The following is a 25,241-nucleotide window of genomic DNA, read 5'->3' as shown; positions in this document are numbered from 1 at the left end:
AGCCTTCTATCGATATGGACAGTTTCGACCAGCACATCCTCACCCTGCTCCAACGCGACGCGTCGGTTTCCCTCAAGGACCTGGCCGAGGCGGTCAACCTGTCGACCACGCCCTGCTGGAAGCGGGTCAAGCGCCTGGAAGAAGACGGCTACATCGTCGGCCGTGTCGCGTTGCTCGACCCCACGCGCCTGGGGCTGGGCCTGACCGTGTTCGTCCAGCTCAAGACCCAGCGCCACGACAGCGCCTGGCTGGAGCAATTCGCCGCCACCGTGGCCCGTTTCGAAGAGGTGATGGAGTTCTACCGCATGTCCGGGGACTGGGACTACATGCTGCGGGTGGTGGTGGGTGATATCGCCGCCTATGACCGGTTCTACAAGAAGCTGATCACCCGCACGGATGGGCTTTCCAACATCACCTCGAGTTTTGCCATGGAGCAGATGAAGTACACCACGGCGTACCCCGTGCACCGCCCCTGACGCGATGCTGGAGGCCCTTCCAGGCCACCGATCAATCCGCCGCCAACACCGCCTCGATCCGGTTCCCGGCCTTGGCCTTCTCTAGCTTGATGGCCACAAACTTCGACGTCGGCGTATACGTCCCCTCGCCATAACTCTCCAGCGGCACCAACGGATTGGTCTCCGGGTAATAGGCCGCCGCCTGCCCCTCGGGCACGTCATACGCCACCAGGCGGAACCCCGACACCCGCCGCTCGCGACCATCCTCCCACAGCGATACGAGGTCAACATGCTCGCCGGGCTCAAAGCCCAGGCGGCGAATGTCGGCCTCATTGACGAAGACCACCTCGCGCAGGCCGAACACCCCGCGGTAGCGGTCGTCCAGGCCATACAGCGTGGTGTTGTACTGGTCGTGCGAACGCAAGGTCTGCAGGATCAGGTCCGGTTTGTCGCCACGGGCCAGCACCTGGGCATTGACCAGTTGCTCCGGCAACTGGCTGGCACTGAAACGCGCCTTGCCGGTCGCGGTGCGCCAGTTGCGATCCGCCGCGTTGTTGCCCAGGTGGAACCCACCCGGGTGCTGCAGGCGCGCATTGAAGTCGGCAAAACCCGGGATCACGTCAGCGATCATGCTGCGGATGCGGCCGTAGTCGGCAATGGCGTATTCCCAGTCGATCGGCTTCTTGCCCAAGGTCGCCTGGGCCATGCCGGCAACGATCGCCGGCTCCGAACGCAGGTGCGGCGAACGTGGCCGCAACTGGCCGTGGGAGATGTGCACCATGCTGAAGGTGTCCTCCACGGTGACACCCTGCGGCCCGCTGGCCTGCAGGTCGATTTCGGTACGGCCCAGGCACGGCAGAATCAGCGCATCGCGGCCGGTGACCAGGTGCGAGCGGTTGAGCTTGGTGGAAATCTGCACGGTCAGTGCGCAATTGCGCAGGGCCGCATGAGTGCGCGGGGTGTCCGGCGTGGCCTGGGCGAAGTTGCCGCCCAGGGCGATGAAGACCTTGGCCTGCCCTTCTTCCATGGCTTTGATCGCCAGCACCGCGTTATGCCCGTGGGCACGTGGCACACGGAACTGGAAGCGTTTTTCCAGGGCGTCGAGCAAGCCGGCCTTGGGCTTCTCGTCGATGCCCATGGTGCGGTCGCCCTGCACGTTGCTATGGCCACGCACCGGCGACAGGCCGGCACCCGGTTTGCCCACGTTGCCGCGCAGCAGCTGCAGGTTGACGATTTCCTGCACGGTGGCCACCGAATGGCGGTGCTGGGTGATGCCCATGGCCCAGCACATGATGACCCGTTCGGCCTTGCGGTACATGCGCGCGGCCAACTCGATCTCGGCCTGGGTCAGCCCCGACTGCTCGACGATATGCGCCCAGGCGGTGGCATCCACCGCCGCCAGGTAGGCATCGACGCCACTGGTGTGCTCGGCGATGAAGGCATGGTCGAACACGGCCGGCTCACCCTTGGCCTGGGCCTCGCGCTCCCACTGCAGCAGGTACTTGGCGATGCCGCGCATGGCCGCCATGTCGCCGCCCAGGGCCGGGCGGAAGTAAGCGGTGTTGGTCGGCTCGGAGCCGTTGCTGAGCATCTCGAATGGGTGCTGCGGGTGCTGGAACCGTTCCAGGCCACGCTCTTTCAGCGGGTTGAAGCAGACCACCTGGGCGCCCCGCTTGACCGCCTCGCGCAGCGGTTCGAGCATGCGCGGGTGGTTGGTGCCGGGGTTCTGGCCGATGACGAAGATCGCGTCGGCCAGCTCCAGGTCATGGAACACCACCGTGCCCTTGCCCACGCCGAGGGTTTCCGACATGCCCACCCCGCTGGCCTCGTGGCACATGTTCGAGCAGTCGGGGAAGTTGTTGGTGCCGTAGGCGCGGACGAACAGCTGGTACAGGAACGCCGCTTCGTTGCTGGCCCGCCCCGAGGTGTAGAACTCGGCCTGATCGGGCGAGTCCAGTGCCTGCAGGTGCTGGGCGACCAGGGCGAAGGCGTCTTCCCAGGAGGTTTCGACGTAGTGGTCGGTGGCCGCGTCGTAGCGCATCGGGTGGGTCAGGCGGCCTTGGAATTCGAGCCAGTAGTCGGTCTGCTCGGCCAGCGCGCTGACGCTGTATTTGGCGAAGAATGCCGGGTCTACCGAGCGGCCGGTAGCCTCCCAGTTGACCGCCTTGGCGCCGTTCTCGCAGAACTTGACCATGTCGTTTTCCGGCGACTCGCCCCAGGCGCAGCCTGGGCAGTCGAAGCCGCCGTTCTGGTTGGTCTTGAGCATGGCCCGCAGGTTCTTGAAGGCGTTTTCGCTGCCCAGCCAGCTTTTGGTCACGCTCTTGAGCGCACCCCAGCCGGCGGCGGCGCCTTTGTAGTCCCTGATGTGTTCGTCCTGGCTCATGCGGTGAATCCTCACGCTCGGTGTTTTTTCCAGACTATTGAGCGTGGGGTGGGAGCGTCCAATCGAAAGATCTTACGGCGTGATAAGCCGTTTCGATCATGGGGGCTGGCCCAGCAGCCGTGATAGAGCATATTGATCATTCGGTCGGGGAAAGCAATTTGACGGGGGTGCACCCAGGTTATAGCTTGGAGATGAGTCCAACCCATTCGAGCACAATCGTGGAACAGAACAGCCGGGCCCTGATCGACGGCTTCAACCGGAAAATCGACTACCTGCGTATGTCGGTCACCGACCGCTGCGACTTCCGCTGCGTCTACTGCATGGCCGAAGACATGCAGTTTCTGCCACGCCAGCAGATCCTCAGCCTCGAAGAACTGTTCCAGGTGGCCGAGCGTTTCGTCGCCCTGGGCACCCGCAAAATCCGCCTGACCGGGGGCGAGCCGCTGGTACGCCAGGGCATCGTCGAGCTGTGTGGGCGCATCGCCGCCCTGCCCGGCCTGCGCGAACTGTGCCTGACCAGCAACGGCTCGCAGCTCGGGCGCCTGGCCCAGCCGCTGTTCGACGCCGGCGTATCGCGCCTGAACATCAGCCTCGACAGCCTGCACGCCGGGCGCTTCAAGCAGCTGACCCGCACCGGCGACCTCAACCAGGTCATCGCCGGCATCGACGCCGCACGCAAGGCAGGCTTTGAAAAGACCAAACTCAACTGCGTGGTGCTCAAAGGCCGCAACGATGACGAGCTGGTCGACCTGGTGCGCTTTGCCATCGACCGCGAGCTGGACATCACCTTCATCGAAGAAATGCCCCTGGGTGAAATCAGCGAACACCAGCGCGGTGAGTCGTTCTACTCCAGCGACCAGGTGCGTGACCGCCTGGCCGAGCAGTTCACCCTGATCGAGTCCACCGAGTCGTCCCAAGGCCCGGCCCGTTACTGGCGCCTGGCCGAAGCGGCACACACCCGGGTGGGCTTCATTTCGCCGCACAGCCACAACTTCTGCGCCACCTGCAACCGCGTGCGCCTGACCGTCGAAGGCCGCCTGCTGCTGTGCCTGGGCAACGAGCATTCGGTGGACCTGAAACAGGTCCTGCGTGCCCACCCTGGCGATGCCGCGCGGCTGGAAAAAGCCATCCGCGACTCGCTGCACCTCAAGCCCTACCGCCATCACTTCGAAGTGGGCGGTGAGGTGCAGATTCTGCGCTTCATGAACATGACCGGCGGCTGATTGGCTGCCTCTGGATTTCCATGATCGTCCACCCCCGCCCCGATGTGCTGCGCGTGCTGTTCACCCTCAAGGGTTCGATCGTCAAGCGCATTGCCCTGCGCTGCCTGATGGTCACCGTGCTGGCCGCGCTGATCGTGCTGGTCGAGCGGCATTTCCCGGCGTTCTTCTACCCGGTCAGCGCCACGCCGTTCACCTTGCTCGGCCTGTCGCTGTCGATTTTCATGAGCTTTCGCAACAACGCCTGCTACGACCGCTGGTGGGAGGGCCGCAAGGCCTGGGGCAAGCTGATCATCGAGACCCGTTCATTCGTGCGCGAGAGTGTGGTGATCGCCGACCCGGCGCTGCGTGCCGAGCTGCTGCGCAACCTGTGCGGCTTTGCCCATGCGCTCAATGCCCGGCTGCGCAACGAGGATGACCTGGCCGCTGCCCGACCTTGGCTGGCCAGCCCGGCTGCAATCAGCCCGCACAATATGTGCAACAGCATCCTGAGCGAGATTGGCGGGCACTGTTCGCGGCTGGCCGAGCAACAACAGATCAGCAATTGGCGCTACAGCGTGCTGGAGCAGCGCCTGGTGGGCCTGTCGGAAGTACAGGCCACCTGCGAACGCATCAAGGGCACGCCGCTGCCGTTCCCCTACACCCTGTTGCTGCATCGCACCATCTACATCTTCTGCCTGCTGCTGCCGTTCGCCTTGGCCGAACCGCTGGGCTGGCTGGCGCCCTTGTTCACCACCATCGTCGGGTACACGTTTTTCGGGCTGGATGCGATTGGCAATGAGCTGGAAGACCCGTTCGGGCGGGATGAAAACGACCTGCCCACCGATGCGCTGGTGCGTACCGTGGAGCGCGATGTGCTGGCGGGGTTGGGGGTAACGCCACTGCCACCGGCTTTGGAGCCGGTGGGGTATGTATTGAGCTGAGGGTTTTCTGCTTTCTGTGCTGGCCGTTACCCTCGGCTGGCACAAGCCTCGACGGGCTTCAGGTGCGGCACGAAATTGCACGGCCGGTGCCGCGCATCCAGCTGCTCCGCCAGGATCCCTTCCCATGCCGTGCGGCACGCACCGGTGGAACCCGGCAGGCAGCACACCAGGGTACCGTTGGCCAATCCGGCCAAGGCCCGGCTCTGAACGGTCGAGGTGCCGATATCGAGAATCGATAACGCCCGGAACAGTTCGCCAAAGCCATCGATACGTTTGTCCAGCAGGCATTCAACCGCTTCCGGCGTACTGTCACGCCCGGTGAAGCCGGTGCCGCCGGTGATCAGCACCACCTGCACCTGCTCGTCGGCAATCCAGGTAGCGACCTGGGCGCGGATCTTGTACAGGTCGTCCTTGAGCAACGCCCGTGCCACCAGGCGGTGGCCGATCTCCACCGAGCGGCTGGCCAGCAGCTCGCCGGAGGTGTCGTTGTCGTAGGTGCGGGTGTCGCTGACGGTCAGCACGGCGATATTGAGCGGTACGAAGACCGCGTCGGGTTTGACGCTCACGTGGGCTACTCCTGAAAGGGCATTGTCACCACGCTAGAGGCATGGCCTGGGGGCGTCCAATCGATATGGCGTACCGGGTGATCAATGACATCTATCGCTGACTTGGTTAAGGTCAGCACAACCAGACGCCAGGCACTCCCATGGACATCAAGCAACTCAAGTTCCTCATCGCGCTCGACCAGACCCGCCACTTCGGCCAGGCCGCAGCGCTGTGCCACATCACCCAGCCGACGCTGTCGATGCGCCTGCGCAACCTGGAAGACGAACTGGACCTGGTGCTGGTCAAGCGCGGCCAGCGCTTCGAAGGGTTTACCGAGGCCGGCGAACGCATCCTGGCCTGGGCTCGCACCCTGCTGGCCGCCCACGACGGCCTGCAGGCCGAAGCCGCCAGTTGCCGTGGCCAGGTGGTCGGTAGCCTGCGCCTGGGCACGGTGCCGCTGGCCAGCTTCAACCCGATGCAATTGCTGCTGCCGCTGCGCGAAAAATACCCCGAGCTGCAGTTTCAGCTCAGCTCGCACAGCACCGAACAGATCATGGATGGCCTGAGCCGCAACCAGCTCGACCTGGGCATCTGCTACCTGGACCAGGTCAACGCCAGTTTCTTCGAAGTGATCGAGCTGGGCACCACCACCATGGGCCTGCTGCACGACACCCGGCACTTCCAGTTCGAGGCCGACAGCCTGCGCTGGGAGGAACTCGGCGAGATCCCCCTGGGCCTGCTGAGCAAAGGCATGCACTACCGTCAGTCGCTGGACCTGAGTTTTCGCAGCCGCAGCCTGGAGCCCAACGCCGTGCTGGAAAGCGACTCAAGCTTCCAGCTGATCCAGGCCATCAACACCGGCGTGTGCTGCGCGATCATGCCACTCGATTGCGGGCTGGAGGACTTGAGCGACCACATGCGCATCCTGCCCATCGTCGATGCCAGCATCCACAGCCCGGTGGGCCTGCTGCTGCGCCGCAGCGAGCCACGTTCGGCAATTGCCGAGCAGTGCTTCGACGAGGCCCGTGCCCTGTTTCAAGCCCCCTGAGCCGCCGTCGCCTGGCGGTACTGGCGCGGGGTGAAGCCGGTCAGTTGCTTGAACTGCCGGCTGAAGGCGCTGTGGTCGGTGTAGCCGCAGCGCATCGCCACGTCGGTGATCGGCAGGTCCGAATGCAGCAAGCGATGGGCATGCTCCAGCCGCGCCTTGTGGATCATCTGCCGCGGCGTGAGGTGGAACACCCGCTTGCAATAGCGCTCCAGTTGCGCCACGGAAATACCCGCGATGCGGGTCAGTTCACCCATGCTGATCGGCTGGTGAAAGTGCTGGCGAATATGCTCATCCACGGCGGCCAGGCGCTGGTAAGCGGGATGGGTGTCGGCGGCTGACTGCAGGTCGACCGAGATGCCCACCAAGCCGATGATGGCGCCTTGCGGGTTGTACAGCGGCCGCTTGTGGGTCAGGCACCAACCGGGCTCGCGGCTGCCGTACAGGTGCAGTTCGAGCTGGTCTTGCAGCACCAGGCCATCCTTGAGTACGCGGCGGTCCTGCTCGGTGTAGCCGGGGCCCAGTTGCGCCGGGAAGACTTCGGCGCTGGTCTTGCCCAGCAACGGCTGCAGGCGCTTGAGGCCACAGCGCTGGACCAAGGTGTCGTTGGCCAGCACGTAGCGGGCGTCGGGGTCCTTGATGAAGATCGCGGCGTTGGGGATGGCGTCGAGGATCGGCAGCAGCAGGGAGACCCCGGCGAGCAGCGCCTCCAGGGTGGCGGGGCGGTGCTGGTCGAAGCACTGATACAAGGTTGCCAGGGAGTGATCTGTCATCTCGCTTCTCGGGGGCGACGCTATTGACCACCTGTGGGAGCGGGCTTGCCCCGCGAAGGCGCCAGAAGCGTCACGGCTCCTCGCCAGCCCACAGCCGGTATGGCTTCCAGCCTATCCGCCCGCCCCCGCCAGCCGCCAGCTTTTTCTGCAACTGTGCCGATTTCGTCATCCCCCTTGCAGAAAACCATCAAGAACCGACGCCCCGATCGGTCCACTCTATGCCCCACGCAAGCCGCCCAAGACCTACAAGAGCGCGGCCCAAAAGCCGCATCTCGTGACATCAGACCTGCCTATCCAAAACCTACAAAAAGGCGCACCCATGTCAGGTAAATTCAAAAAACAGCTGTCATTGCTGGACCTCACCTTCATCGGCCTAGGCGCCATCTTTGGCTCCGGCTGGCTGTTCGCTGCCAGCCACGTCTCGGCCATCGCCGGCCCCGCCGGTATCCTCTCCTGGTTCCTCGGCGGTTTCGCCGTGCTGTTGCTGGGCATCGTCTACTGCGAGCTCGGCGCCGCCCTGCCCCGCGCCGGTGGCGTGGTGCGTTACCCGGTGTACTCCCACGGCCCGCTGCTCGGCTACCTGATGGGCTTCATCACCCTGATCGCTTTCTCCAGCCTGATCGCCATCGAAGTGGTCGCTTCGCGCCAATACGCCGCTGCCTGGTTCCCCGAACTGACCAAGGCCGGCTCCAGTGACCCGAGCGTGCTCGGCTGGCTGGTGCAGTTCGCGCTGCTGGGGCTGTTCTTCGTGCTCAATTACCGCAGCGTGAAGACCTTTGCCAAAGCCAACAACCTGGTCAGCGTGTTCAAGTTCATCGTGCCCTTGCTGGTGATCGGCGTGCTGTTCACCTTCTTCAAGCCGGCAAACTTCGAAGTCCAGGGTTTTGCGCCCTATGGCCTGTCCGGTGTGGAAATGGCCGTGTCGGCCGGCGGCATCATCTTCGCCTACTTGGGGCTGACGCCGATCATTTCGGTGGCCAGTGAAGTGAAGAACCCGCAGCGCACCATCCCGATCGCGCTGATTCTGTCGGTGCTGCTGTCCACTGCGATCTACGCCTTGCTACAACTGGCGTTTCTCGGCAGCGTGCCGACCGAAATGCTGGCCAACGGCTGGGCCGGGGTGACCAAGGAACTCGCCCTGCCCTACCGTGACATCGCCCTGGCCCTGGGCGTGGGCTGGCTGGCCTACCTGGTGGTGGCCGACGCGGTGATCTCGCCCAGCGGCTGCGGCAACATCTACATGAATGCCACCCCGCGGGTGATCTATGGCTGGGCGCAGACCGGCACCTTCTTCAAGTTCTTCACCCGCATCGACGAGCAGTCCGGCATCCCCCGCCCGGCCCTGTGGCTGACCTTCGCCCTGTCGGTGTTCTGGACCCTGCCGTTCCCCTCCTGGGAAGCACTGATCAACGTGGTGTCGGCGGCACTGGTGCTGAGCTATGCCGTGGCCCCGGTCACCGTCGCCGCGCTGCGCCGCAACGCCCCTGACATGCCGCGCCCGTTCCGGGTCAAGGGCATGAGCGTACTCGGCCCGCTGTCGTTCATCATCGCCGCGCTGATCGTCTACTGGTCTGGCTGGAACACCGTGTCGTGGCTGCTGGCCCTGCAAATCGTGATGTTCGTGCTGTACCTGCTGTGCGCCCGCTTCGTGCCCACCCAGCACCTGTCCCTTGGCCAGCAAGTGCGCTCGTCGGCTTGGCTGATCGGCTTCTATGCCGTGACCATCCTGCTGTCCTGGCTGGGCAGCTTCGGTGGCCTGGGCGTGATTGGCCATCCACTCGACACCGTGGCCGTCGCGGCCTGCGCCCTGGGCATCTACTACTGGGGCGCGGCCACCGGCGTGCCGGCCCATCTGGTGCGCCTGGATGGCGAAGATGAAAGCGAAGCCAGCGCCGACACCCACCTGGGCCACCGCCCTGCCGCCGTCGCCTCCTGACCTCGGCCTCAACCAAGGGACATGCCCATGAAACACATTCACGTCATCGACTCGCATACCGGCGGCGAACCGACCCGCCTGGTGATGAAAGGCTTCCCGCAGCTCAATGGCCACACCATGGCCGAACAGCGCGACGAACTGCGCGAGCTGCACGACCCCTGGCGCCGCGCCTGCCTGCTGGAGCCACGCGGCAACGATGTACTGGTGGGCGCGCTGTACTGCCCACCGGTGTCGGAGGGCGCCACCTGCGGGGTGATCTTCTTCAACAACGCCGGCTACCTGAACATGTGCGGCCACGGCACCATCGGCCTGATCGCCTCGCTGCAGCACCTGGGGCTGATCGCACCGGGCGTGCACAAGATCGACACGCCGGTCGGCCAGGTCAGCGCCACCCTGCATGAAGACGGCGCGGTCACCGTAGGCAACGTGCCGGCCTACCGCTATCGCCAGCAGGTGCCGGTCGAGGTACCGGGCCATGGCGTGGTGCACGGCGATATCGCCTGGGGCGGCAACTGGTTCTTCCTGGTGTCCGAGCACGGCCAGCGCATTGCGATGGACAACGTCGAGGCGCTCACCGATTACACCTGGGCAATGCTCAAAGCCCTGGAGGCCCAGGGCATCACCGGCGAGCACGGCCAGCCAATCGACCATGTCGAGCTGTTTGCCGATGACCCCGACGCCGACAGCCGCAACTTCGTCATGTGCCCCGGCAAGGCCTACGACCGCTCCCCCTGCGGCACCGGCACCAGCGCCAAGCTGGCCTGCCTGGCCGCCGACGGCAAGCTCGACGAGGGCCAGACCTGGGTCCAGGCGAGCATCACCGGCAGCCAGTTCCAGGGCCGCTACGAACGCGAAGGCGAGCGTATTCGCCCGTTCATCACCGGCCGCGCCTACATGACCGCCGACAGCACCTTGCTTATCGACGAACAGGACCCTTTCGCCTGGGGCATCTGACCCGCCCAGGCCTTTTATTCGCCCCCCCTACTGAATACTGCAAGGAGTGACACCCATGAGCGACAACATCTTCACCGGCTGCATGCCTGCCCTGATGACCCCTTGCACCGCCGAGCGCAAACCAGACTTCGACGCCCTGGTGCGCAAAGGCCGCGAGCTGATCGAAGCCGGCATGAGCGCCGTGGTGTACTGCGGCTCGATGGGCGACTGGCCGCTGCTGACCGAGGCCGAGCGCCAGGAAGGCGTGGCGCGCCTGGTGGCGGCCGGCATCCCGACCATCGTCGGCACCGGCGCGGTGAACACCCGCGAGGCCGTCGCCCACGCCGCCCATGCCGCCGAAGTCGGCGCCGCCGGCCTGATGGTAATCCCGCGGGTGTTGTCCCGCGGCGCCTCGCTGATCGCCCAGAAGCACCACTTCTCGGCCATTCTGGCGGCTGCGCCGAAGCTGCCGGCGGTGATCTACAACAGCCCGTACTACGGCTTCGCCACCCGCGCCGACCTGTTCTTCGAACTGCGCCGCGAATACCCGAACCTGATCGGCTTCAAGGAATTCGGCGGCGGTGCCGACCTGCGCTACGCCGCCGAACACATCACCTCCAAGGACGACGACGTGACCCTGATGGTCGGCGTCGACACCCAGGTGGTGCATGGCTTCGTCAACTGCAACGCCACCGGCGCCATCACCGGTATCGGCAACGCCCTGCCGCGTGAGGTGCTGCAACTGGTGAGCCTGAGCAAACAGGCCGCCAAGGGCGACGCCAAGGCCCGGCGCCTGGCCCGCGAACTGGAAGCGGCGCTGGCAGTGCTGTCGTCGTTCGATGAAGGCTGCGACCTGGTGCTGTACTACAAGCACCTGATGGTGCTGAACGGCGACCGCGAATACAGCCTGCACTTCAACGAAACCGACGTGCTGACCGACGCACAGCGCAACTATGCCGAGCAGCAGTACGCGCTGTTCCGCAACTGGTACGCCAGCTGGTCGGCCGAGCAGAACATCGCCTAAGCCCTGCGCGGCCCTTTGTAGGAGCGGCCTTGTGTCGCGATCGGGCTGCAAAGCAGCCCCAGCAATTTGTGCATTTGCGCGGAAATCCCGGGGCTGCTTTGCAGCCCGATCGCGACACAAGGCCGCTCCTACAGGGGCTGCGGTTTCCCTTGATACCCGAATCTGATTTCCAAGGAGGCTCCATGCCCCTCACAGGCAACCTGCTGATCGGCCAGACGCCGGTAACCGGCAGCCGCGAAGCCATTCGCGCCATCGACCCGGCCACCGGCCAGCCACTGGAACCGGCCTACCTCGGCGGCACCGGCGAGCACGTGGCCCAGGCCTGCGCCTTGGCCTGGGCGGCGTTCGATGCCTACCGCGAAACATCGCTCGAACAACGCGCACAGTTCCTCGAAACCATCGCCGCGCAGATCGAAGCGCTGGGCGATGCCCTGATCGACCGTGCCGTGGCCGAAAGCGGCCTGCCCAAGGCGCGCATCCAGGGCGAGCGTGGCCGCACCTGCACCCAGCTGCGCACCTTCGCCCGGGTGGTGCGGGCCGGTGAATGGCTGGATGTGCGGGTCGACAACGCCCAGCCAGAACGCCAGCCCTTGCCCCGCGCCGACCTGCGCCAACGCCAGGTGGCCCTGGGGCCGGTAGCCGTGTTCGGCGCCAGCAATTTCCCGCTGGCCTTCTCGGTGGCCGGTGGCGACACCGCGTCGGCATTGGCCGCTGGCTGCCCAGTGGTGGTCAAGGCCCACAGCGCCCACCCTGGCACCAGCGAACTGGTCGGCCAGGCGGTGGCGCAAGCGGTGAAGCTGTGCGGCTTGCCGGCCGGCGTATTCTCGCTGTTGTACGGCTCCGGCCGTGAAGTCGGCATCGCGCTGGTCAGCGACCCGCGCATCAAGGCGGTCGGCTTTACCGGCTCGCGCAGCGGTGGCATCGCCCTGTGCCAGGCCGCCCAGGCACGCCCGGAGCCCATCCCGGTGTACGCCGAGATGAGTTCGATCAACCCGGTGTTTCTGTTTGACGCCGCCCTGCACAACCGTGGCGAGGCGTTGGCGCAAGGCTTCGTCGCTTCGCTGACCCAGGGTGCCGGGCAGTTCTGCACCAACCCTGGCCTGGTGATCGCGCGCCAAGGGCCGGCGCTGCAACGCTTTGTCGCCGCCGCCAGCGAACAGGTGCAACGCGCGGGGGCACAGACCATGCTCACCCCCGGTATTTTCAGCGCCTATGCAACGGGCGTCGGCGCCTTGGCCGAAAATAGCAATGCCGAGGTCGCGGCCAGCGGCCAGCCACCGCAGGGCCCCAACCAGTGCCAGGCCCATTTGTTCGTGACCCAGGCCAGCGCGTTTCTGGCCGACCCGGCGCTGCAGGCCGAAGTCTTTGGCGCCGCCTCGTTGGTGGTGGCATGCGATAGCGACGCGCAGATCCGCCAGGTCGCCGAGCACCTGGAAGGCCAACTGACCGCCACCCTGCAGCTGGACGAGGCCGACCTCGACAGCGCCCGCGCGCTGCTGCCAACCCTGGAGCGCAAAGCCGGGCGCATCCTGGTCAACGGCTGGCCTACCGGGGTCGAGGTGTGCGATGCGATGGTCCACGGCGGGCCGTTCCCTGCCACCTCCGATGCCCGCACCACCTCGGTGGGGACGGCGGCGATCCTGCGCTTCCTGCGCCCGGTGTGCTACCAGGACTTCCCTGACGGCCTGCTGCCAGAGGCCTTGCGCCACGGCAACCCGCTGCAACTGCGCCGGCTGCTCGACGGCAAGCGGGAAGGCTAGGCCATGGGCGAGCCACTCAACGCTGCCGACACCGATATCGCCGTGGTCGGCGCCGGCATCGTCGGCGTCGCCTGCGCCCTGCAACTGGCCCGCCAGGGCCGCCAGGTGCTGCTGATCGACCGCGAGCAACCCGGCCATGGCGCCTCCTACGGCAATGCCGGGCACCTGGCCACCGAGCAGGTATTCCCGATCGCCGACCTGTCGATCCTCAAGCGCCTGCCGAGCATGCTGATGGACCCGATGGGCCCGCTGCGCCTGGACTGGAAGTACCTGCCCAAGGCCATGCCCTGGTTCACCCGCCTGCTGCTCAACCTGCGCCCGGCGCCGTTCCAGCGCAGCGTAGCCGGTATCCGTGCATTGAACGAAGGCAGCCTGGCGGCGTGGCAGCAGTTGCTCGGCTCCATTGGGCGCAGCGACCTGTTCAAGGAAGAGGGGTCGTTGCTGGTGTTCGAACGCAGTGAGTCGCGCCAAGCCCTAGCGGCGTTGCAGGCGCGCATGCAGCAGCAGGCCGTGGCGGTCGACTTCTGGTCGGCCGATGCCGTGCAGGCAGCGGCGCCCCAGTTGAGCCCAGCGCTTTTGGGAGGGCTGTTTTTCCCCGCTACCGGGCATTTCATCGACCCGTACCGCGTGGTCTGCGCACTGTTCGAAGCGGCCAGGGCCAGTGGGGTGCGCTTCGTCCGGGCGCAGGTCGAAGGTGGGCAGTTGCACGGCGGCGGGGTCAGCCTGGTCAGCGACCAGGGCACGTTCAACGCCCGCCAGGTGCTGATCAGTTGCGGCGCGCACTCGGCAACACTTACCGCAGCCCTCACCGGCAAGCGGGTGCCGCTGGATACCGAGCGCGGCTACCACCTGATGTTGCCTGGCGAGCAGCAACGGCTGCCGTTCGCCGTGACCTCACTGGAGCGCAAGTTCATCATGACGCCGATGGCCGACGGCTTGCGCCTGGCCGGCACGGTGGAATTCGCAGGGCTGGATGCGCCGCCGAGCATGCAGCGGGCATGGCAGCTGCATCGGCTGAGCCAGGGTTTGTTCAAGCAGGACCTGGATGCCAAGGGCGCGACGCCGTGGATGGGCTTCAGGCCATCGTTGCCGGACTCATTGCCGGTGATCGACCGGGTGTGTGATGGGCGGGTGTTGCTGGCATTCGGGCATCAGCACCTGGGGCTGACCCAGGCGGCCGTGACGGCCGAATGGGTGGGGCGGCTTGCCGACCAGGAAAAAGGGCCGCAGATGGAGGCCTATCGGTTGGATCGGTTTTGATCAGGGCCGGCCTCTTCGCGGGGCAAGCCCGCTCCCACAGGTAACTGCCAACCTCAAGGCCAGCGGAGTAGCTGTGTGAGCGGGCTTGCCCCGCGAAGAGGCCGGCCCAGGCTACTGAATAATCAGCAACTCAGCGATAACGCTCAAGCCAGTGCGCATAAGGCGCCGGCAAGGTCCACGAGGCTTTATCAACGCCCAGCTCCTTGGCCGCAAAGTACGCCCAATGCGGATCAGCCAAGTGCGCACGCCCTACCGACACCAGGTCGAGCTGATTGGCTTTCAGCGCGCCTTCGGCCAGCTGCGGCGTACCAAAGCCCCACGCCGACGTCACCGGCAGGCCCGCCTCGCGGCGTACACGCTCGGCAATCGGCCCCATGAACGCCGGGCCCCACGGGATGTTGGCGTCAGGGATGGTGAAGCCGACGCTGACACTCAGCAGGTCCAGGCCACCGGCTTTGAACATGCGGGCTAACTCGATGGATTCTTCCAGGGTCTGCTCATCGCGACCGTCATATTCCAGCACGCCGAAACGCGCGGTCAGCGGCAGGTTTTCTGGCCACACCTCACGTACCGCGGCCAGGGTTTCCAGCAGGAAGCGGCTGCGGTTCTCGAAGCTGCCACCGTAGGCGTCAGTGCGCTGGTTGGTGTGTTCGGAGAAGAAGCTTTGGCCCAGGTAACCGTGGGCAAAGTGCAGTTCGATCCATTCAAAACCCGCATCCCGCGCACGGCGTGCAGCGTCGACGAAGTCTTGCTTGACCCGGGCGATGTCGCCCAGGGTCATTTCGCGCGGCACTTTCGGCAGGTGAGCACCGAAGGCAATGGCCGACGGGGCGATGGTGTCCCAGCCACGGGCGTCGTCGGCAGCGATGTGGTCGTCACCTTCCCAGGGGCGGTTGGCGCTGGCCTTGCGCCCGGCGTGGGCGATCTGGATGCCGGGCACCGAGCCTGCGGCCTTGATCGCCTGCACCACCGGCACGAAGGCTTGGGCGTGGGCGTCACTCCAGATACCGGCACAACCGGGGGTGATGCGCCCTTCCGGCGCCACGGCGGTGGCTTCGACCACCAGCAGGCCGGCACCACCTCGGGCCAGGCTGGCCAGGTGCACGTGGTGCCAGTCGTTGATCATGCCGTCCTCGGCCATGTACTGGCACATCGGCGGAATGGCGATGCGGTTGCGCAGGGTGACGTCCTTGAGGGTGTAGGGTTCGAACAATGCGGACATGGAGAAGCTCCCGGGTTATCTGAATACGATAGTTCGATCATAATCGAACTATGGCAATAATTGAAAGGCCCGTTATCATGTCGACCATGCGAGCCTACAAACATCCCAACCCTGAAGACCTGATTCTCGAGCGCCTGCTTTACGCCCTGAGCGACCCCGTGCGCCTGGAGATTGTGCGCCACCTGGCGGGCGTGGCGGAGGCCAGCTGCGGCGAGCTTGACGGCGGGCGGCCGAAGTCGAGCATGTCCCACCATTTTCGCGTCTTGCGCGATGCGGGGCTGGTGCACACGCGCAACGTCGGCACTACCCACATGAATTCGCTGCGCAGCGAAATGCTCGACGAACGGTTCCCTGGGTTGCTGGAGTGCATTCTGCGTCAGCGGTAGTCCCGTGCTGGCCAAAAAAAAAGCCACGAGGTCACCCCCGTGGCTTTCGATTACAACAATGGGGCTTACAGCGCCATGTCGTTCTCAGGCTTGCTTTCTACCGGCTCGCTCGGCGCGTTGCCGAAATCAACGCTGGCGTCGATCACTGGCGGCTTCTCCAACTGCAGCACTTCAGCGGTGTAGTTCCACTCTTTCTGCGTGGCCGCAGCCGAATCATTCAGCTTGGTACCGTAGCTTGGCACGATCTCTTTGATCTTGGCCTGCCACTCTGGCGTCGCCACTTTCTCTTTGAACACGGTCTCAAGCACATTCAGCATGATCGGGGCCGCGGTCGAAGCACCTGGCGAGGCACCCAGCAGGCCGGCGATGGTGCGGTCTTCGGAAGCCACCACTTCGGTGCCCAGCTTCAGCACGCCACCCTTCTCGGCATCACGCTTGATGATCTGCACGCGCTGACCGGCCTGCCACAGGCGCCAGTCTTCTTTCTTGGCGTTAGGGAAGTAGGTGCGCAGCGCTTCGAAGCGGTCGTCGTCAGACAGCATCAGCTGGCCAGCGAGGTACTCGACCAGCGGGTACTGTTCGATACCGACCTTGGTCATCGGCCACACGTTGTGCAGCGTGGTGCTGCCCAGCAGGTCGAGGTACGAGCCGTTTTTCAGGAACTTGGTCGAGAACGTGGCGAATGGCCCGAACAGGATCACGCGCTTGCCGTCCAGCACGCGGGTATCCAGGTGCGGTACCGACATGGGCGGCGCGCCGGTCGAGGCAATGCCGTAGGCCTTGGCCATGTGCTGCATGGCAACGGTCGGGTTCTCGGTCACCAGGAACGAACCACCCACCGGGAAGCCGGCGTATTCCTTGGCCTCCGGGATACCCGACTTCTGCAGCAGCTTCAGCGCGCCGCCGCCGGCACCGATGAACAGGAACTTGGCGTCGGTGGCCGACTCGGTACCGTCCTTCAGGTTCTTGTACTCGACGTGCCAGGAGCCGTCCTTGTTACGGGTGATGTCCTGCACTTCGCTGGACAGCTTCAGGTCGAACTTGTCCTGGGTCTTCAGGTGGCCAACGAACTGGCGGGTGATCTCGCCGAAGTTGACGTCGGTGCCGATCGGCGTCCAGGTCACGGCCAGCTTCTGGTTAGGGTCGCGCCCTTCCATCATCAGCGGGACCCACTTGGCGATCTGCGCGTGGTCCTCGGAGTACTGCATCGGGCGGAACAACGGGCTGGCCTGCAGCGCGTCGTAACGCTTCTTGAGGAACTTGATGTTGTCATCGCCCCAGACGAAGCTCATGTGCGGGGTGCTGTTGATGAACGAATGCGGGTTCTTCAATACACCCTGGCGGACCTGCCACGACCAGAACTGGCGGGAGATCTGGAAGGCTTCGTTGATTTCGATGGCCTTGGTGATGTTGACGTTGCCGTCTTTGTCTTCCGGGGTGTAGTTCAGCTCGGCCAGCGCGGAGTGGCCGGTACCGGCATTGTTCCAGCCGTTGGAGCTTTCTTCGGCGACGCCGTCCAGGCGCTCGACCATTTCCATCGACCAGCTCGGCTCCAGCTCGTGCAGCCAGACAGCCAGGGTGGAACTCATGATGCCGCCGCCGACCAGCAGCACGTCGACTTTCTTGGTTTCTGCCGCGTGCGCTTGCATGACGCTCGCCGCGACAGCCAGACCCAGCAAGGTCTTGCCAGCTTTCTTGAACATTGATTGATTCCAATGGTTAGCACGTAAGGAAGGCCTAGGCGGGGCCTTGTATTTCTCTGTCCTTCAGCGCGCGCTTGTTATTGGTCATTGGAGTCAGCAGCCAAGAGAAACAGTGAACGCTCAGCCGTTGGTCGAATTGACCGGCCACCGCTGAAACGTTTTTCCGATTGTAACCCAATTGCCAGCACAAACAAATTGAGGGGGGTTGCGTCAAGGCGGCAGGTTGTCCCAGGGGGAAAACAAAAGACCCCGGCCACTTGCATGGCCGGGGTCTTTGGATCACGTCGCAAGCGGCGCGATCAGGGTATCGCCAAGATTACTGCGGCTGAGGCAGTTTATCGATTGGGCCGCAGCCACCGATGACCTTGGAGATGGAAACCGAAGGGTGGAACAGGTAGTCGTACGAGCAGTTCTTCTGCTGGTTGTAGACTTGACCAGTGCAGCCGGACAGCAGGGCAACGCCCGAAACGACAGCAACAGCAACGGTGGCTTTCAACAGCTTTTTCATACAAAGTCCTTTAAATGAATCGTCGGCCATCGTGCTGATGGCGCCCGGATCATACAGAACCAAGGCATTGGATCCAAGTCGTGCGGGCCGCGATGTAACAATACGTCGCGTTATCGCAGCATTAACCGACCGTTGAAAAGCGGGCCGCCTCGGAAGATAGTCTGTCGTTCTGCCTCACACCTGCACGCTTACAGGAGTTTCCCCATGCTCGGTGTTACCGACTACGGCGCGTTCGTCATCGCCTTCATCATCGTCCTGGCCATCCCCGGCCCGGGCAACTTTGCCTTGATCACGGCGACCGGCAAAGGCGGCATCAAGGCTGGCATGGCGGCGACCTGCGGGGTGATCCTGGGTGACCAGGTGCTGTTGTGGCTGGCCGTGGCCGGCGTTGCCACCCTGCTGGCCGCCTACCCTGCCGCGTTCCATGTGGTGCAGTGGGCGGGCGCTGCGTACCTGGCCTACCTGGGGCTGCGCATGCTGCTGAGCAAACCCGGCGGCGCCCCGCGTGCAAGCCGCATGGACAACGGCCACTACTTGCGCCAGACCATGATGATCACCTTGCTCAACCCCAAGGCGATCATGTTCTACATGGCGTTTTTCCCGCTGTTCGTCGACCCGGTGAAGCACCAGGGGCTGGTGACCTTTGGCTTCCTGGCGGCGACCGTGGCGGTGGTGACGTTGCTGTATGGGCTGATTGCGGTGGTGTTGACCCACAAGCTGGCTGAACGCATGCGCGCGAATCCGCGGATTACCCACCTGTTCGAGCGATTGGCGGGGGTGTGCCTGGTTGGGTTCGGGATCAAGCTGGCGGCGATGCGCTGAGGGTTTTCCTACAAGGCTTGCGCTGCCCTGTAGGAGCTGGCTTGCCCTGCGATGGGCCGCAAAGCGGCCCCAGGATCTATCCAGCAAACCATAACCAACAGGTCAGCCCAGTATTCATTCCCTGAACGATAAAAGACGGCAACTTAGCCTTCCGCCCTACAGCTAACCTTCAGTTTTTTCCCCTATCTTGTAGTCCATTTCCCAAACATACTCCCAACCCGCTCAAACTGTTGCTAGTGCTTGGGTCGCGCTCTAGTCTCGCCGTGTCGTTGCCACTGTAGCGACCGGCTTTGACAGGCCGTCCCGACTTAAGAACTCACTTGCAGCGCTTAATGGCAGCTGTACATGGGGCACACTCGTGTGCGCCGGGTTCCTTGGGTCACCGGTCTGTCAACCCATGTATAGCTGCCTCCATTCGTTTGACAGCGTTAGCAGGCAGCTCCACCTGACTCAAGGAGCTGTATATGCGCAAGATAGTCCCCGATCCGCCCTACTCCCTCGATGCCTCTCAAATCCTGCAGGACACCCTGATCCAATCCACAGAGTACGTCCTCTGCGCCCTGTCCGTAGCCCGTCAGTCCGTGCAACTCAAACCCACCTCGCCCAGCTCGATCGTGATGCAAGCCGTCATCCACGAGATGGAAGCCGTACAAAGCCTGGTGGAGTCCGCCTTGATGCAACTGCAGATGCAGCCGCATGCTCCGGCAGAGCCGCGCACCCTGCACTGAAACCATTGAAGTGATGCATCGCCTGGGCGTGCCTGTTCGCGGGTAAAACCGCGAACAGGCACGCCCGGGAACTGAACATTCCAGGGAGTTCAATGATGACTACAGACACCCCCAAGCCGCCCACTACAGCCGGCAAAACCACGTTCTACCAAGGCGAAAACCAGACCCACCCACTCTTTCGCATCGAGCCGGGCATCTGCTGCCAAAGCGCCCGCGAACAGGCTTCCGAATTGATGGGCTACGTACGCGACATGACCTTGGCTGGATTGATGGATGGTGATCAAAAGCTGATCTGGGCCTCGCATTACCTGAGCGCGATGGCCAAGGCGCTGCTAGATGATGCTGAGCTGGGGATGATGAAACATTAAGGCAACGCTATGCGAGTCCTCGATCTGAATTTGAGCAACACCAAACCGTTCGAGGCCTCGCGCTTTCTCGACAATGCCCAAGTATTCGCAGCGTTCTTGACGGAGGGTGTGTGGACACTGAGACGTATACAGGCTGGGCAGCGTAGAGCAATTGCCATCGCAAGCACTATCAACAGAGACGCCTGATCACGGCCTCACCAAAAGGCTAAGGTTGTCGCCTGAGCGCTATCTATAACTCATAAGCGCCTGCTCCAGGGCTGTGATAGCAGCCTGAACCTCTACCACGACATCGCTGATCTGGCTCTGATACATCTCCGGTGTACGGCACAAAACCTCCAGTTGACGACAACACTCAACCAGTTGCTCAGCTTTTACCACCCTTGCAGCGCCCTTGATTCGGTGCGCCAGCTCCGCCAGCTTTTCGAATTGGTCTTCCTGCATGAAGATACCAAGAGCTTTACAATCCTTGCGGTTGTTATTGATCAGCTCGTCAAGAATCTGTCTAAACTTCTCAGGCTCGCTGCTGATCAACATTTCCAAGGGCCCAAGGTCGACCACGCTCGTTGAAACAGGCCTCGCCTCTAATCGTTCCGTAGACTGCAAGTCGATCGCAGGACTTTCGTTCTTAGAGCACTGCAACAAGCGAGCGTCCAATTCATCCAAAGCAATCGGCTTAATTAGACAATCATTCATACCGACTTTAAGACAAAGCTCTATCTCTTCCGATTGCGCATCAGCGGTCAGACCCAGGATTATGGAAGCCTCCAACCCTTGAGCCTCCTCTACCTGCCGTATCGCCTGAGTAAGTTCGGCACCGCTCATGACCGGCATGTGGCAATCGGTAATGACAATATCGAAAGCGTGCTCACACCAGCGTTCAAAAGCCGACCGGCCGTTTTCCGCCTCGCTGACATCATGACCCAGAAAATTCAGCTGCTGACGCAGTACCTGTCGATTGACTTCATGATCATCGACTATCAATACTTGCAAACGATAGCGTGGTTGTTGAATTAACGGCAGTGCAGTTATTGGCGTAAAATTAACAGGTTCAAGTATCTGCAGGCCTAGCTCGACTTCGACGCGAGTCCCTCTACCGACGGCGCTGCTCAGGTTCACTCGGCCGCCCATCATTTCGCAAAGCGAGCGACTGATCACTAGCCCCAGCCCAGTGCCTTCGCTTTGATGTGAGTTTCGTTGAGCCTGAACAAAAGGACGGAACAATCGTTGTTGATCTTCAGAACTGATACCCACGCCAGTGTCTTCGACACTGAGCTTGATAGTTAGCACGCTTGCTTCGCTCAACACACCACTGATGCTGATTTTGACTGTTCCCGCTTCGGTGAATTTGATTGCGTTGCTAACCAGATTGGAAAGAACCTGTTTGAAACGTAGAGCGTCGATCAGTACGTCACAGTTGATGCTAGAGTCGATATCGAGCAAAAGCTCAAGGCGCTTTTGACGCGCCAGCCCTTCAAACACCCGCGCCACTGACTCAATCAAAACCCGTAAGTTCGCACGTTTAAGCGACAGGCTAAGGCGTCCAGACTCGATGCGGGCGATGTCGAGGATATCGCCGATCAATTCCAGCAGGCTTTTTGCCGATGTATGAGCGATCTCAATGCTGGCGCGGTCGATTGGCTCGCTGTCGGCGCGCTTGAGTGCAAGCTCGAGGATGCCGATCACGGCATTCATCGGTGTGCGGATTTCGTGACTCATGGTGGCCAGGAAGCTGGTCTTGGCGCGGCTAGCGTCGTCCGAATGGGCCTTCGCTTCGCGTAACTGCGCCACCAACTGGCGGTGCTCGGTGATATCCAGCCAGCCACAGATGACACCCTTTGTCACCCCTTTGGAGTCCTGAAACGGTTGCACCCAGTGGTTGATCCACGCCTCCTTGCCCTGGAGCCGCACGGCATGTACCGACTCGATCGTCTGCCCGTCGCGCATGGCCTGAGAGTAATTGCGATGGAACTCCGGGAGGCTTTCGAAATTCTCCTTCGGTAACTGCCGGACCGTTTTATGCAACACCTCATCGGCGCTCAAGCCAACGCTTTTGAGATAGCTGCGGTTGCACGACAGCATTCGTCCCTTGGTATCACGGACATAAAGCGGTGGCGGCATGCAGTCGGTCAGGGTCTCGATAAATTGCAACTGATCGTTGAGCATGCGCTCGGCCTTGAGCCGGGCTTTGATCTGCCTACGCAGGTAAAACACCCACACCAGTGACAACAACAGCAACAGCGCGGCAGCGGCGACAATTTCAGTGATCAGCCGCTCATAATCTACCCAGGTCTGACCGCTCATACCCGGTGGCGAACGCCAGCGGTTGGAAATCGCATTGAGCTCGTCCGGTGCAATGCTCTGCAAGACGGTATCGATGATCGACTGCAGCTCTACGTCACTACGACGCATGGCGAAATTGACCGTCGCCGGTCCAACATCAAGTATCTGGTTGATGGCCAGTTTGTCGTGGAACAACCGCTCGATGTAATAGCGTGCAGCAGGCAACGCCACCATCGCAGCATCAGCATTGCCTTCATAGAGCAAGTTCATTGTATCCAGCGAGCCACCCGCCTCCACCACCCTGGCTTCGGGGTAACGCTCGCGCAGTTGCTCGATGGCCACATGACCCGTTGGAACCGCCACACGCTTGTCGATCAGATTGCCCAGCTTGCCTTGCTGGTCAATGTTGCTGAGCAATACAAAGGGACTGTTGAGCAGTGGCCGGGAAAAGCGCAGGTATTCCTCGCGCTCCGAGCTTGCCGTCATCAGTGCCAGATCTGCCTTGCCCTTCTGCACCGCGTCGATAATCTGGGGGAAGCCACCACTGCGGGAAACCACTTCAAAATGCAGGCCGGTACTTAGCGTGATCACTTCAAGAATATCGGCGATGCCGCCTGAAAACACCCCGCTAGCATCGAAATAGGCGCCCGGGGCCAGGTCATCATTGATCACCAGGCGTACCACCGGATGCCGCTGTATCCAGCGTGTTTGCTCTACGGTGAGGCTAATGGGGTCTTCACTGGGGATGAAGCTGTTGCCCACCCATCGCTTGGCCAAATTGCGCAACTGATCTTCGCCGATGGATGTGAGGGCGACATTGAGAAGCCGTTGCATACGCGTGTTGTCGACCTTCAGCGCATAACTGTAGTCGCCTCCGCGAACATCCGAGAAACGCTCAAAACGGACAAAGTTGTAGAACGAACGATTGATTAGGTAATAGGCGCTGTACAGGTCGTCCAAGTAAACATCCGCCTGCCCAAAGGCGGCAGCGGCAATCGCTTTTTCATGGTCGGCGTACACCCTAAAAACGGCCCGCGGGTAGCGGTGTTTGAGCTCGGCGCTATGCTCGTGGGTGATCGCGACACGCAAGCCGGCAAGATCAGGGGGTGAATGCCGGGGTTCGGCACTGCGTTTGAACACCGCCAGCCGGTCCCTGGCGTAGGGAATGCTCAGCAGCAGGTCGGGGCGAGGCTCTGTACTGCCGTGAATACTGATGACATCGACACTACCGGCCTGTAATGCCTTGCGCGCGTCCTGCTCATTAGCAAAGGGAACGACCTTCACCTGCAAGCCCAAGAGTTGAGCGACCAGAGCGGTTGCATCGGCGCTGATGCCTTCGTACAGGTTATCTTGGGCATAGACTGAAAACGGCGCGGACTCGGTTGCATACACACCCACCTTGAGCTCAGCCTTGTGCCGCAGCCAATGCCAGTCTTCAGTCGTGATCGCCATATCGTGACGATCGATACGCAGCTGGCTGGACAACACCTGCGGGGCCAAAGGCAGGGTGGCAGCCAGCAGCGGAACGCTGCTCAACAGTAGGCCGATGGACAGGCAGAAAGAACGTAAATGCATGCGAGATAGAAACCGAAGGAGCCTGGGGATCGCCGCCAGTGGCGGCGCAATAATAGTTCAAAGTGGTTGCCGTCGCTCGTTCATGAGGACCTGCCTCACAACCTGCGCTGCATGCAGAAGTCGATGAAGTGGCTTTCCGGCATCGGCCGGGCGAACAAAAACCCTTGGGCAAGGGTGGCGCCCAACTCAATCAGGTGAGCCTGTTGCTCGACGGTCTCTACACCTTCGATAACCAGCGAGATGCCTAACGCCCGGGCCAGCGCCACCGAGCAACTGATAATCGCAGCGCTCTTGGGCTGGTTTTGCATCTTGCGCACGAACGCCCGGTCAAGCTTGATTTCACTAAATGGCAGTTCACTTAGTCTATCCAATGAAGAATAACCGGCGCCAAAATCATCCATGGCCAGGCCACAACCGAGCATACGCAGCCGCACCAGGTTTTCCAGACTTCTGGCAGGTGCACTGATGAGACCAGACTCGGTGATTTCGAACGTCACGCTGGCCGCTGGCACCTGTGACCGCTTGATCAGCAGGGTGATGCGCTCAGTCAACGCGGCGCACGCCAGCTGCGCCGGGTGCAAGTTGAACGCCAGGTCGATCCCCTGGCGCTGCGCTGCCAGCCTTTGCTGAAGAGACAGGCCCTGTTCGAACAGCTGCCAGAACAAGCGGTTGATCAGGTTGTGCGCTTCCATCACCGGTAAAAAATGTGCGGGTGGCAGCACCCCCCATTGAGGGTGCGTCCAGCGTGCAAGCACTTCTGCGCCAACCAGTTGCTGCCCCTGCAGGGTAAATTTGGGTTGGTAATAGGCCTCGAACTCTCCGTTGTCCAAGCCTTGCTGCACATCGTTCAGCGTGGGGAGCTCTGCCGGCGACAACACTTTAGGCGCGGCGCTGCAGTGTTCCCTATAGCGTTTGACCACCTGGCTGAATCCTTCCAGGTTGAAAGGCTTGCCCAAGTCGCCCAAAAAAGTCAGGCCCAGACAGTGGATCATCGCGACCGTGGCTTGACGCAGCGCCGGGTCCAGTTCGCTGCATAGCACCACAGCCCCAATTTTGCCGCTGCTACTGGCTTGGCGAAGAAACGCCAAGCCGTCCATGCCAGCCATTCTCAAGTCACAGATAATAATGTCTACCGCGTCGCAGGCTGACAGCACAGCAACGGCCTCGTGGCCGTCCGCCGCTTGCAGAATGGGCCCCGGCAACACTTTTTCCAGTGCAGTCACGGTGACAAGGCGCTGGAAGGGTTCATCCTCCAGCACCAGAACAGTCAAGTCTTGCATCGCAGGTCTACACGCACGCAATTGAAGGAGCCACAGTCTGCAAGGCTCGCATCTGACACCTCCATGGGAAATTTCCTCTCATCCATCGGAAATTTCCGAAGCAAGTACAGC

The 25,241-nt window shown here is 62.5% G+C and carries 21 protein-coding genes; 13 read left to right on the top strand and 8 right to left on the bottom strand.

Annotated elements, in window-relative coordinates:
• Positions 1-14: 14 nt before the first annotated feature.
• Positions 15-476 carry an Lrp/AsnC family transcriptional regulator gene (locus HU766_RS15375; protein WP_186658392.1) on the top strand — a complete coding sequence of 154 codons (462 nt, stop codon included), beginning with the start codon at positions 15-17 and terminating at the stop codon, positions 474-476.
• A 31-nt stretch (positions 477-507) separates the two neighbouring features.
• Here the strand turns inward: HU766_RS15375 and HU766_RS15370 are convergent, their stop codons facing one another.
• Positions 508-2,838, bottom strand: coding sequence for an FdhF/YdeP family oxidoreductase (locus tag HU766_RS15370; RefSeq protein ID WP_186658388.1), 2,331 nt, complete (start codon positions 2,836-2,838; stop codon positions 508-510).
• Positions 2,839-3,056: 218 nt separating this feature from the next.
• Here HU766_RS15370 and moaA point away from each other — a divergent pair, with 218 nt between their 5' ends.
• The gene (moaA, locus tag HU766_RS15365) at positions 3,057-4,061 is read left to right on the top strand and encodes a GTP 3',8-cyclase MoaA (protein ID WP_186658379.1); all 1,005 of its coding nucleotides are present in this window, start codon (positions 3,057-3,059) and stop codon (positions 4,059-4,061) included.
• Positions 4,062-4,081: 20 nt separating this feature from the next.
• A complete protein-coding gene (locus HU766_RS15360) occupies positions 4,082-4,981 on the top strand; it encodes a bestrophin family protein (RefSeq protein WP_186658377.1) in 900 nt (299 codons plus the stop codon).
• Between the two features lie 26 nt (positions 4,982-5,007).
• On the opposite strand, the gene moaB is transcribed toward HU766_RS15360, so the two are convergent.
• Complete coding sequence (gene moaB, locus HU766_RS15355) at positions 5,008-5,547, bottom strand: molybdenum cofactor biosynthesis protein B (RefSeq protein WP_186658373.1); 540 nt, start codon at positions 5,545-5,547, stop codon at positions 5,008-5,010.
• A gap of 140 nt (positions 5,548-5,687) precedes the next feature.
• Between moaB and HU766_RS15350 the strand changes: the two genes are divergently transcribed.
• Entirely contained in the window at positions 5,688-6,575 is an 888-nt protein-coding gene (locus HU766_RS15350) for a LysR family transcriptional regulator (RefSeq protein ID WP_033699786.1), read from the top strand.
• On the opposite strand, the gene HU766_RS15345 is transcribed toward HU766_RS15350, so the two are convergent.
• Positions 6,563-7,345, bottom strand: a complete 783-nt coding sequence (locus tag HU766_RS15345; protein WP_186658371.1) for an AraC family transcriptional regulator — start codon at positions 7,343-7,345, stop codon at positions 6,563-6,565. The two genes, HU766_RS15350 and HU766_RS15345, sit on opposite strands and share 13 nt — an antisense overlap.
• A 319-nt stretch (positions 7,346-7,664) precedes the next feature.
• On the opposite strand from HU766_RS15345, the gene HU766_RS15340 reads away from it, so the two are divergent.
• The 5 genes from HU766_RS15340 to HU766_RS15320 all read left to right on the top strand — a co-directional run bounded on the left by HU766_RS15340 (position 7,665) and on the right by HU766_RS15320 (position 14,258).
• Positions 7,665-9,281, top strand: a complete 1,617-nt coding sequence (locus HU766_RS15340; RefSeq protein WP_047583235.1) for an APC family permease — start codon at positions 7,665-7,667, stop codon at positions 9,279-9,281.
• 27 nt (positions 9,282-9,308) lie between these two features.
• Positions 9,309-10,235 carry a 4-hydroxyproline epimerase gene (locus HU766_RS15335; RefSeq protein ID WP_186658369.1) on the top strand — a complete coding sequence of 309 codons (927 nt, stop codon included), beginning with the start codon at positions 9,309-9,311 and terminating at the stop codon, positions 10,233-10,235.
• A 55-nt stretch (positions 10,236-10,290) separates the two neighbouring features.
• The gene (locus tag HU766_RS15330; protein WP_186658366.1) at positions 10,291-11,238 is read left to right on the top strand and encodes a dihydrodipicolinate synthase family protein; all 948 of its coding nucleotides are present in this window, start codon (positions 10,291-10,293) and stop codon (positions 11,236-11,238) included.
• A gap of 182 nt (positions 11,239-11,420) precedes the next feature.
• Entirely contained in the window at positions 11,421-12,998 is a 1,578-nt protein-coding gene (locus HU766_RS15325) for an aldehyde dehydrogenase (NADP(+)) (protein WP_186658363.1), read from the top strand.
• Positions 12,999-13,001: 3 nt separating this feature from the next.
• A complete protein-coding gene (locus tag HU766_RS15320) occupies positions 13,002-14,258 on the top strand; it encodes an FAD-dependent oxidoreductase (RefSeq protein ID WP_186658360.1) in 1,257 nt (418 codons plus the stop codon).
• A gap of 130 nt (positions 14,259-14,388) precedes the next feature.
• On the opposite strand, the gene xenA is transcribed toward HU766_RS15320, so the two are convergent.
• A complete protein-coding gene (gene xenA / locus HU766_RS15315) occupies positions 14,389-15,480 on the bottom strand; it encodes a xenobiotic reductase XenA (RefSeq protein ID WP_033699795.1) in 1,092 nt (363 codons plus the stop codon).
• Between the two features lie 50 nt (positions 15,481-15,530).
• Between xenA and HU766_RS15310 the strand changes: the two genes are divergently transcribed.
• Positions 15,531-15,866, top strand: coding sequence for a helix-turn-helix domain-containing protein (locus tag HU766_RS15310; RefSeq protein ID WP_186658358.1), 336 nt, complete (start codon positions 15,531-15,533; stop codon positions 15,864-15,866).
• Between the two features lie 65 nt (positions 15,867-15,931).
• On the opposite strand, the gene mqo is transcribed toward HU766_RS15310, so the two are convergent.
• Both mqo and HU766_RS15300 read right to left on the bottom strand, forming a co-directional pair.
• On the bottom strand, positions 15,932-17,569 hold the full coding sequence (gene mqo / locus HU766_RS15305) for a malate dehydrogenase (quinone) (protein ID WP_186658356.1): 1,638 nt from the start codon (positions 17,567-17,569) through the stop codon (positions 15,932-15,934).
• Between the two features lie 316 nt (positions 17,570-17,885).
• The gene (locus tag HU766_RS15300; protein ID WP_027594641.1) at positions 17,886-18,077 is read right to left on the bottom strand and encodes a DUF4223 family protein; all 192 of its coding nucleotides are present in this window, start codon (positions 18,075-18,077) and stop codon (positions 17,886-17,888) included.
• 204 nt (positions 18,078-18,281) lie between these two features.
• Here HU766_RS15300 and HU766_RS15295 point away from each other — a divergent pair, with 204 nt between their 5' ends.
• The 3 genes from HU766_RS15295 (at position 18,282) to HU766_RS15285 (ending at position 19,995) form a co-directional block, all read left to right on the top strand.
• Complete coding sequence (locus tag HU766_RS15295; protein WP_047583238.1) at positions 18,282-18,899, top strand: LysE family transporter; 618 nt, start codon at positions 18,282-18,284, stop codon at positions 18,897-18,899.
• Between the two features lie 464 nt (positions 18,900-19,363).
• Positions 19,364-19,627 carry a hypothetical protein gene (locus tag HU766_RS15290; RefSeq protein WP_033699806.1) on the top strand — a complete coding sequence of 88 codons (264 nt, stop codon included), beginning with the start codon at positions 19,364-19,366 and terminating at the stop codon, positions 19,625-19,627.
• A gap of 95 nt (positions 19,628-19,722) precedes the next feature.
• On the top strand, positions 19,723-19,995 hold the full coding sequence (locus HU766_RS15285) for a DUF3077 domain-containing protein (protein WP_033699807.1): 273 nt from the start codon (positions 19,723-19,725) through the stop codon (positions 19,993-19,995).
• 225 nt (positions 19,996-20,220) lie between these two features.
• On the opposite strand, the gene HU766_RS15280 is transcribed toward HU766_RS15285, so the two are convergent.
• Both HU766_RS15280 and HU766_RS15275 read right to left on the bottom strand, forming a co-directional pair.
• Positions 20,221-23,850, bottom strand: a complete 3,630-nt coding sequence (locus HU766_RS15280; RefSeq protein ID WP_033699808.1) for a transporter substrate-binding domain-containing protein — start codon at positions 23,848-23,850, stop codon at positions 20,221-20,223.
• Positions 23,851-23,945: 95 nt separating this feature from the next.
• Complete coding sequence (locus tag HU766_RS15275; protein WP_033699810.1) at positions 23,946-25,130, bottom strand: EAL domain-containing response regulator; 1,185 nt, start codon at positions 25,128-25,130, stop codon at positions 23,946-23,948.
• Positions 25,131-25,241: the final 111 nt, after the last annotated feature.

Origin of the sequence: Pseudomonas sp. SWRI77 (assembly GCF_014269105.1) — a bacterium.
Lineage (GTDB): Bacteria > Pseudomonadota > Gammaproteobacteria > Pseudomonadales > Pseudomonadaceae > Aquipseudomonas > Aquipseudomonas capeferrum.
The sequence above is the reverse complement of the archived record's forward strand: the minus strand, read 5'-3'. Positions and strand labels throughout refer to the sequence as shown.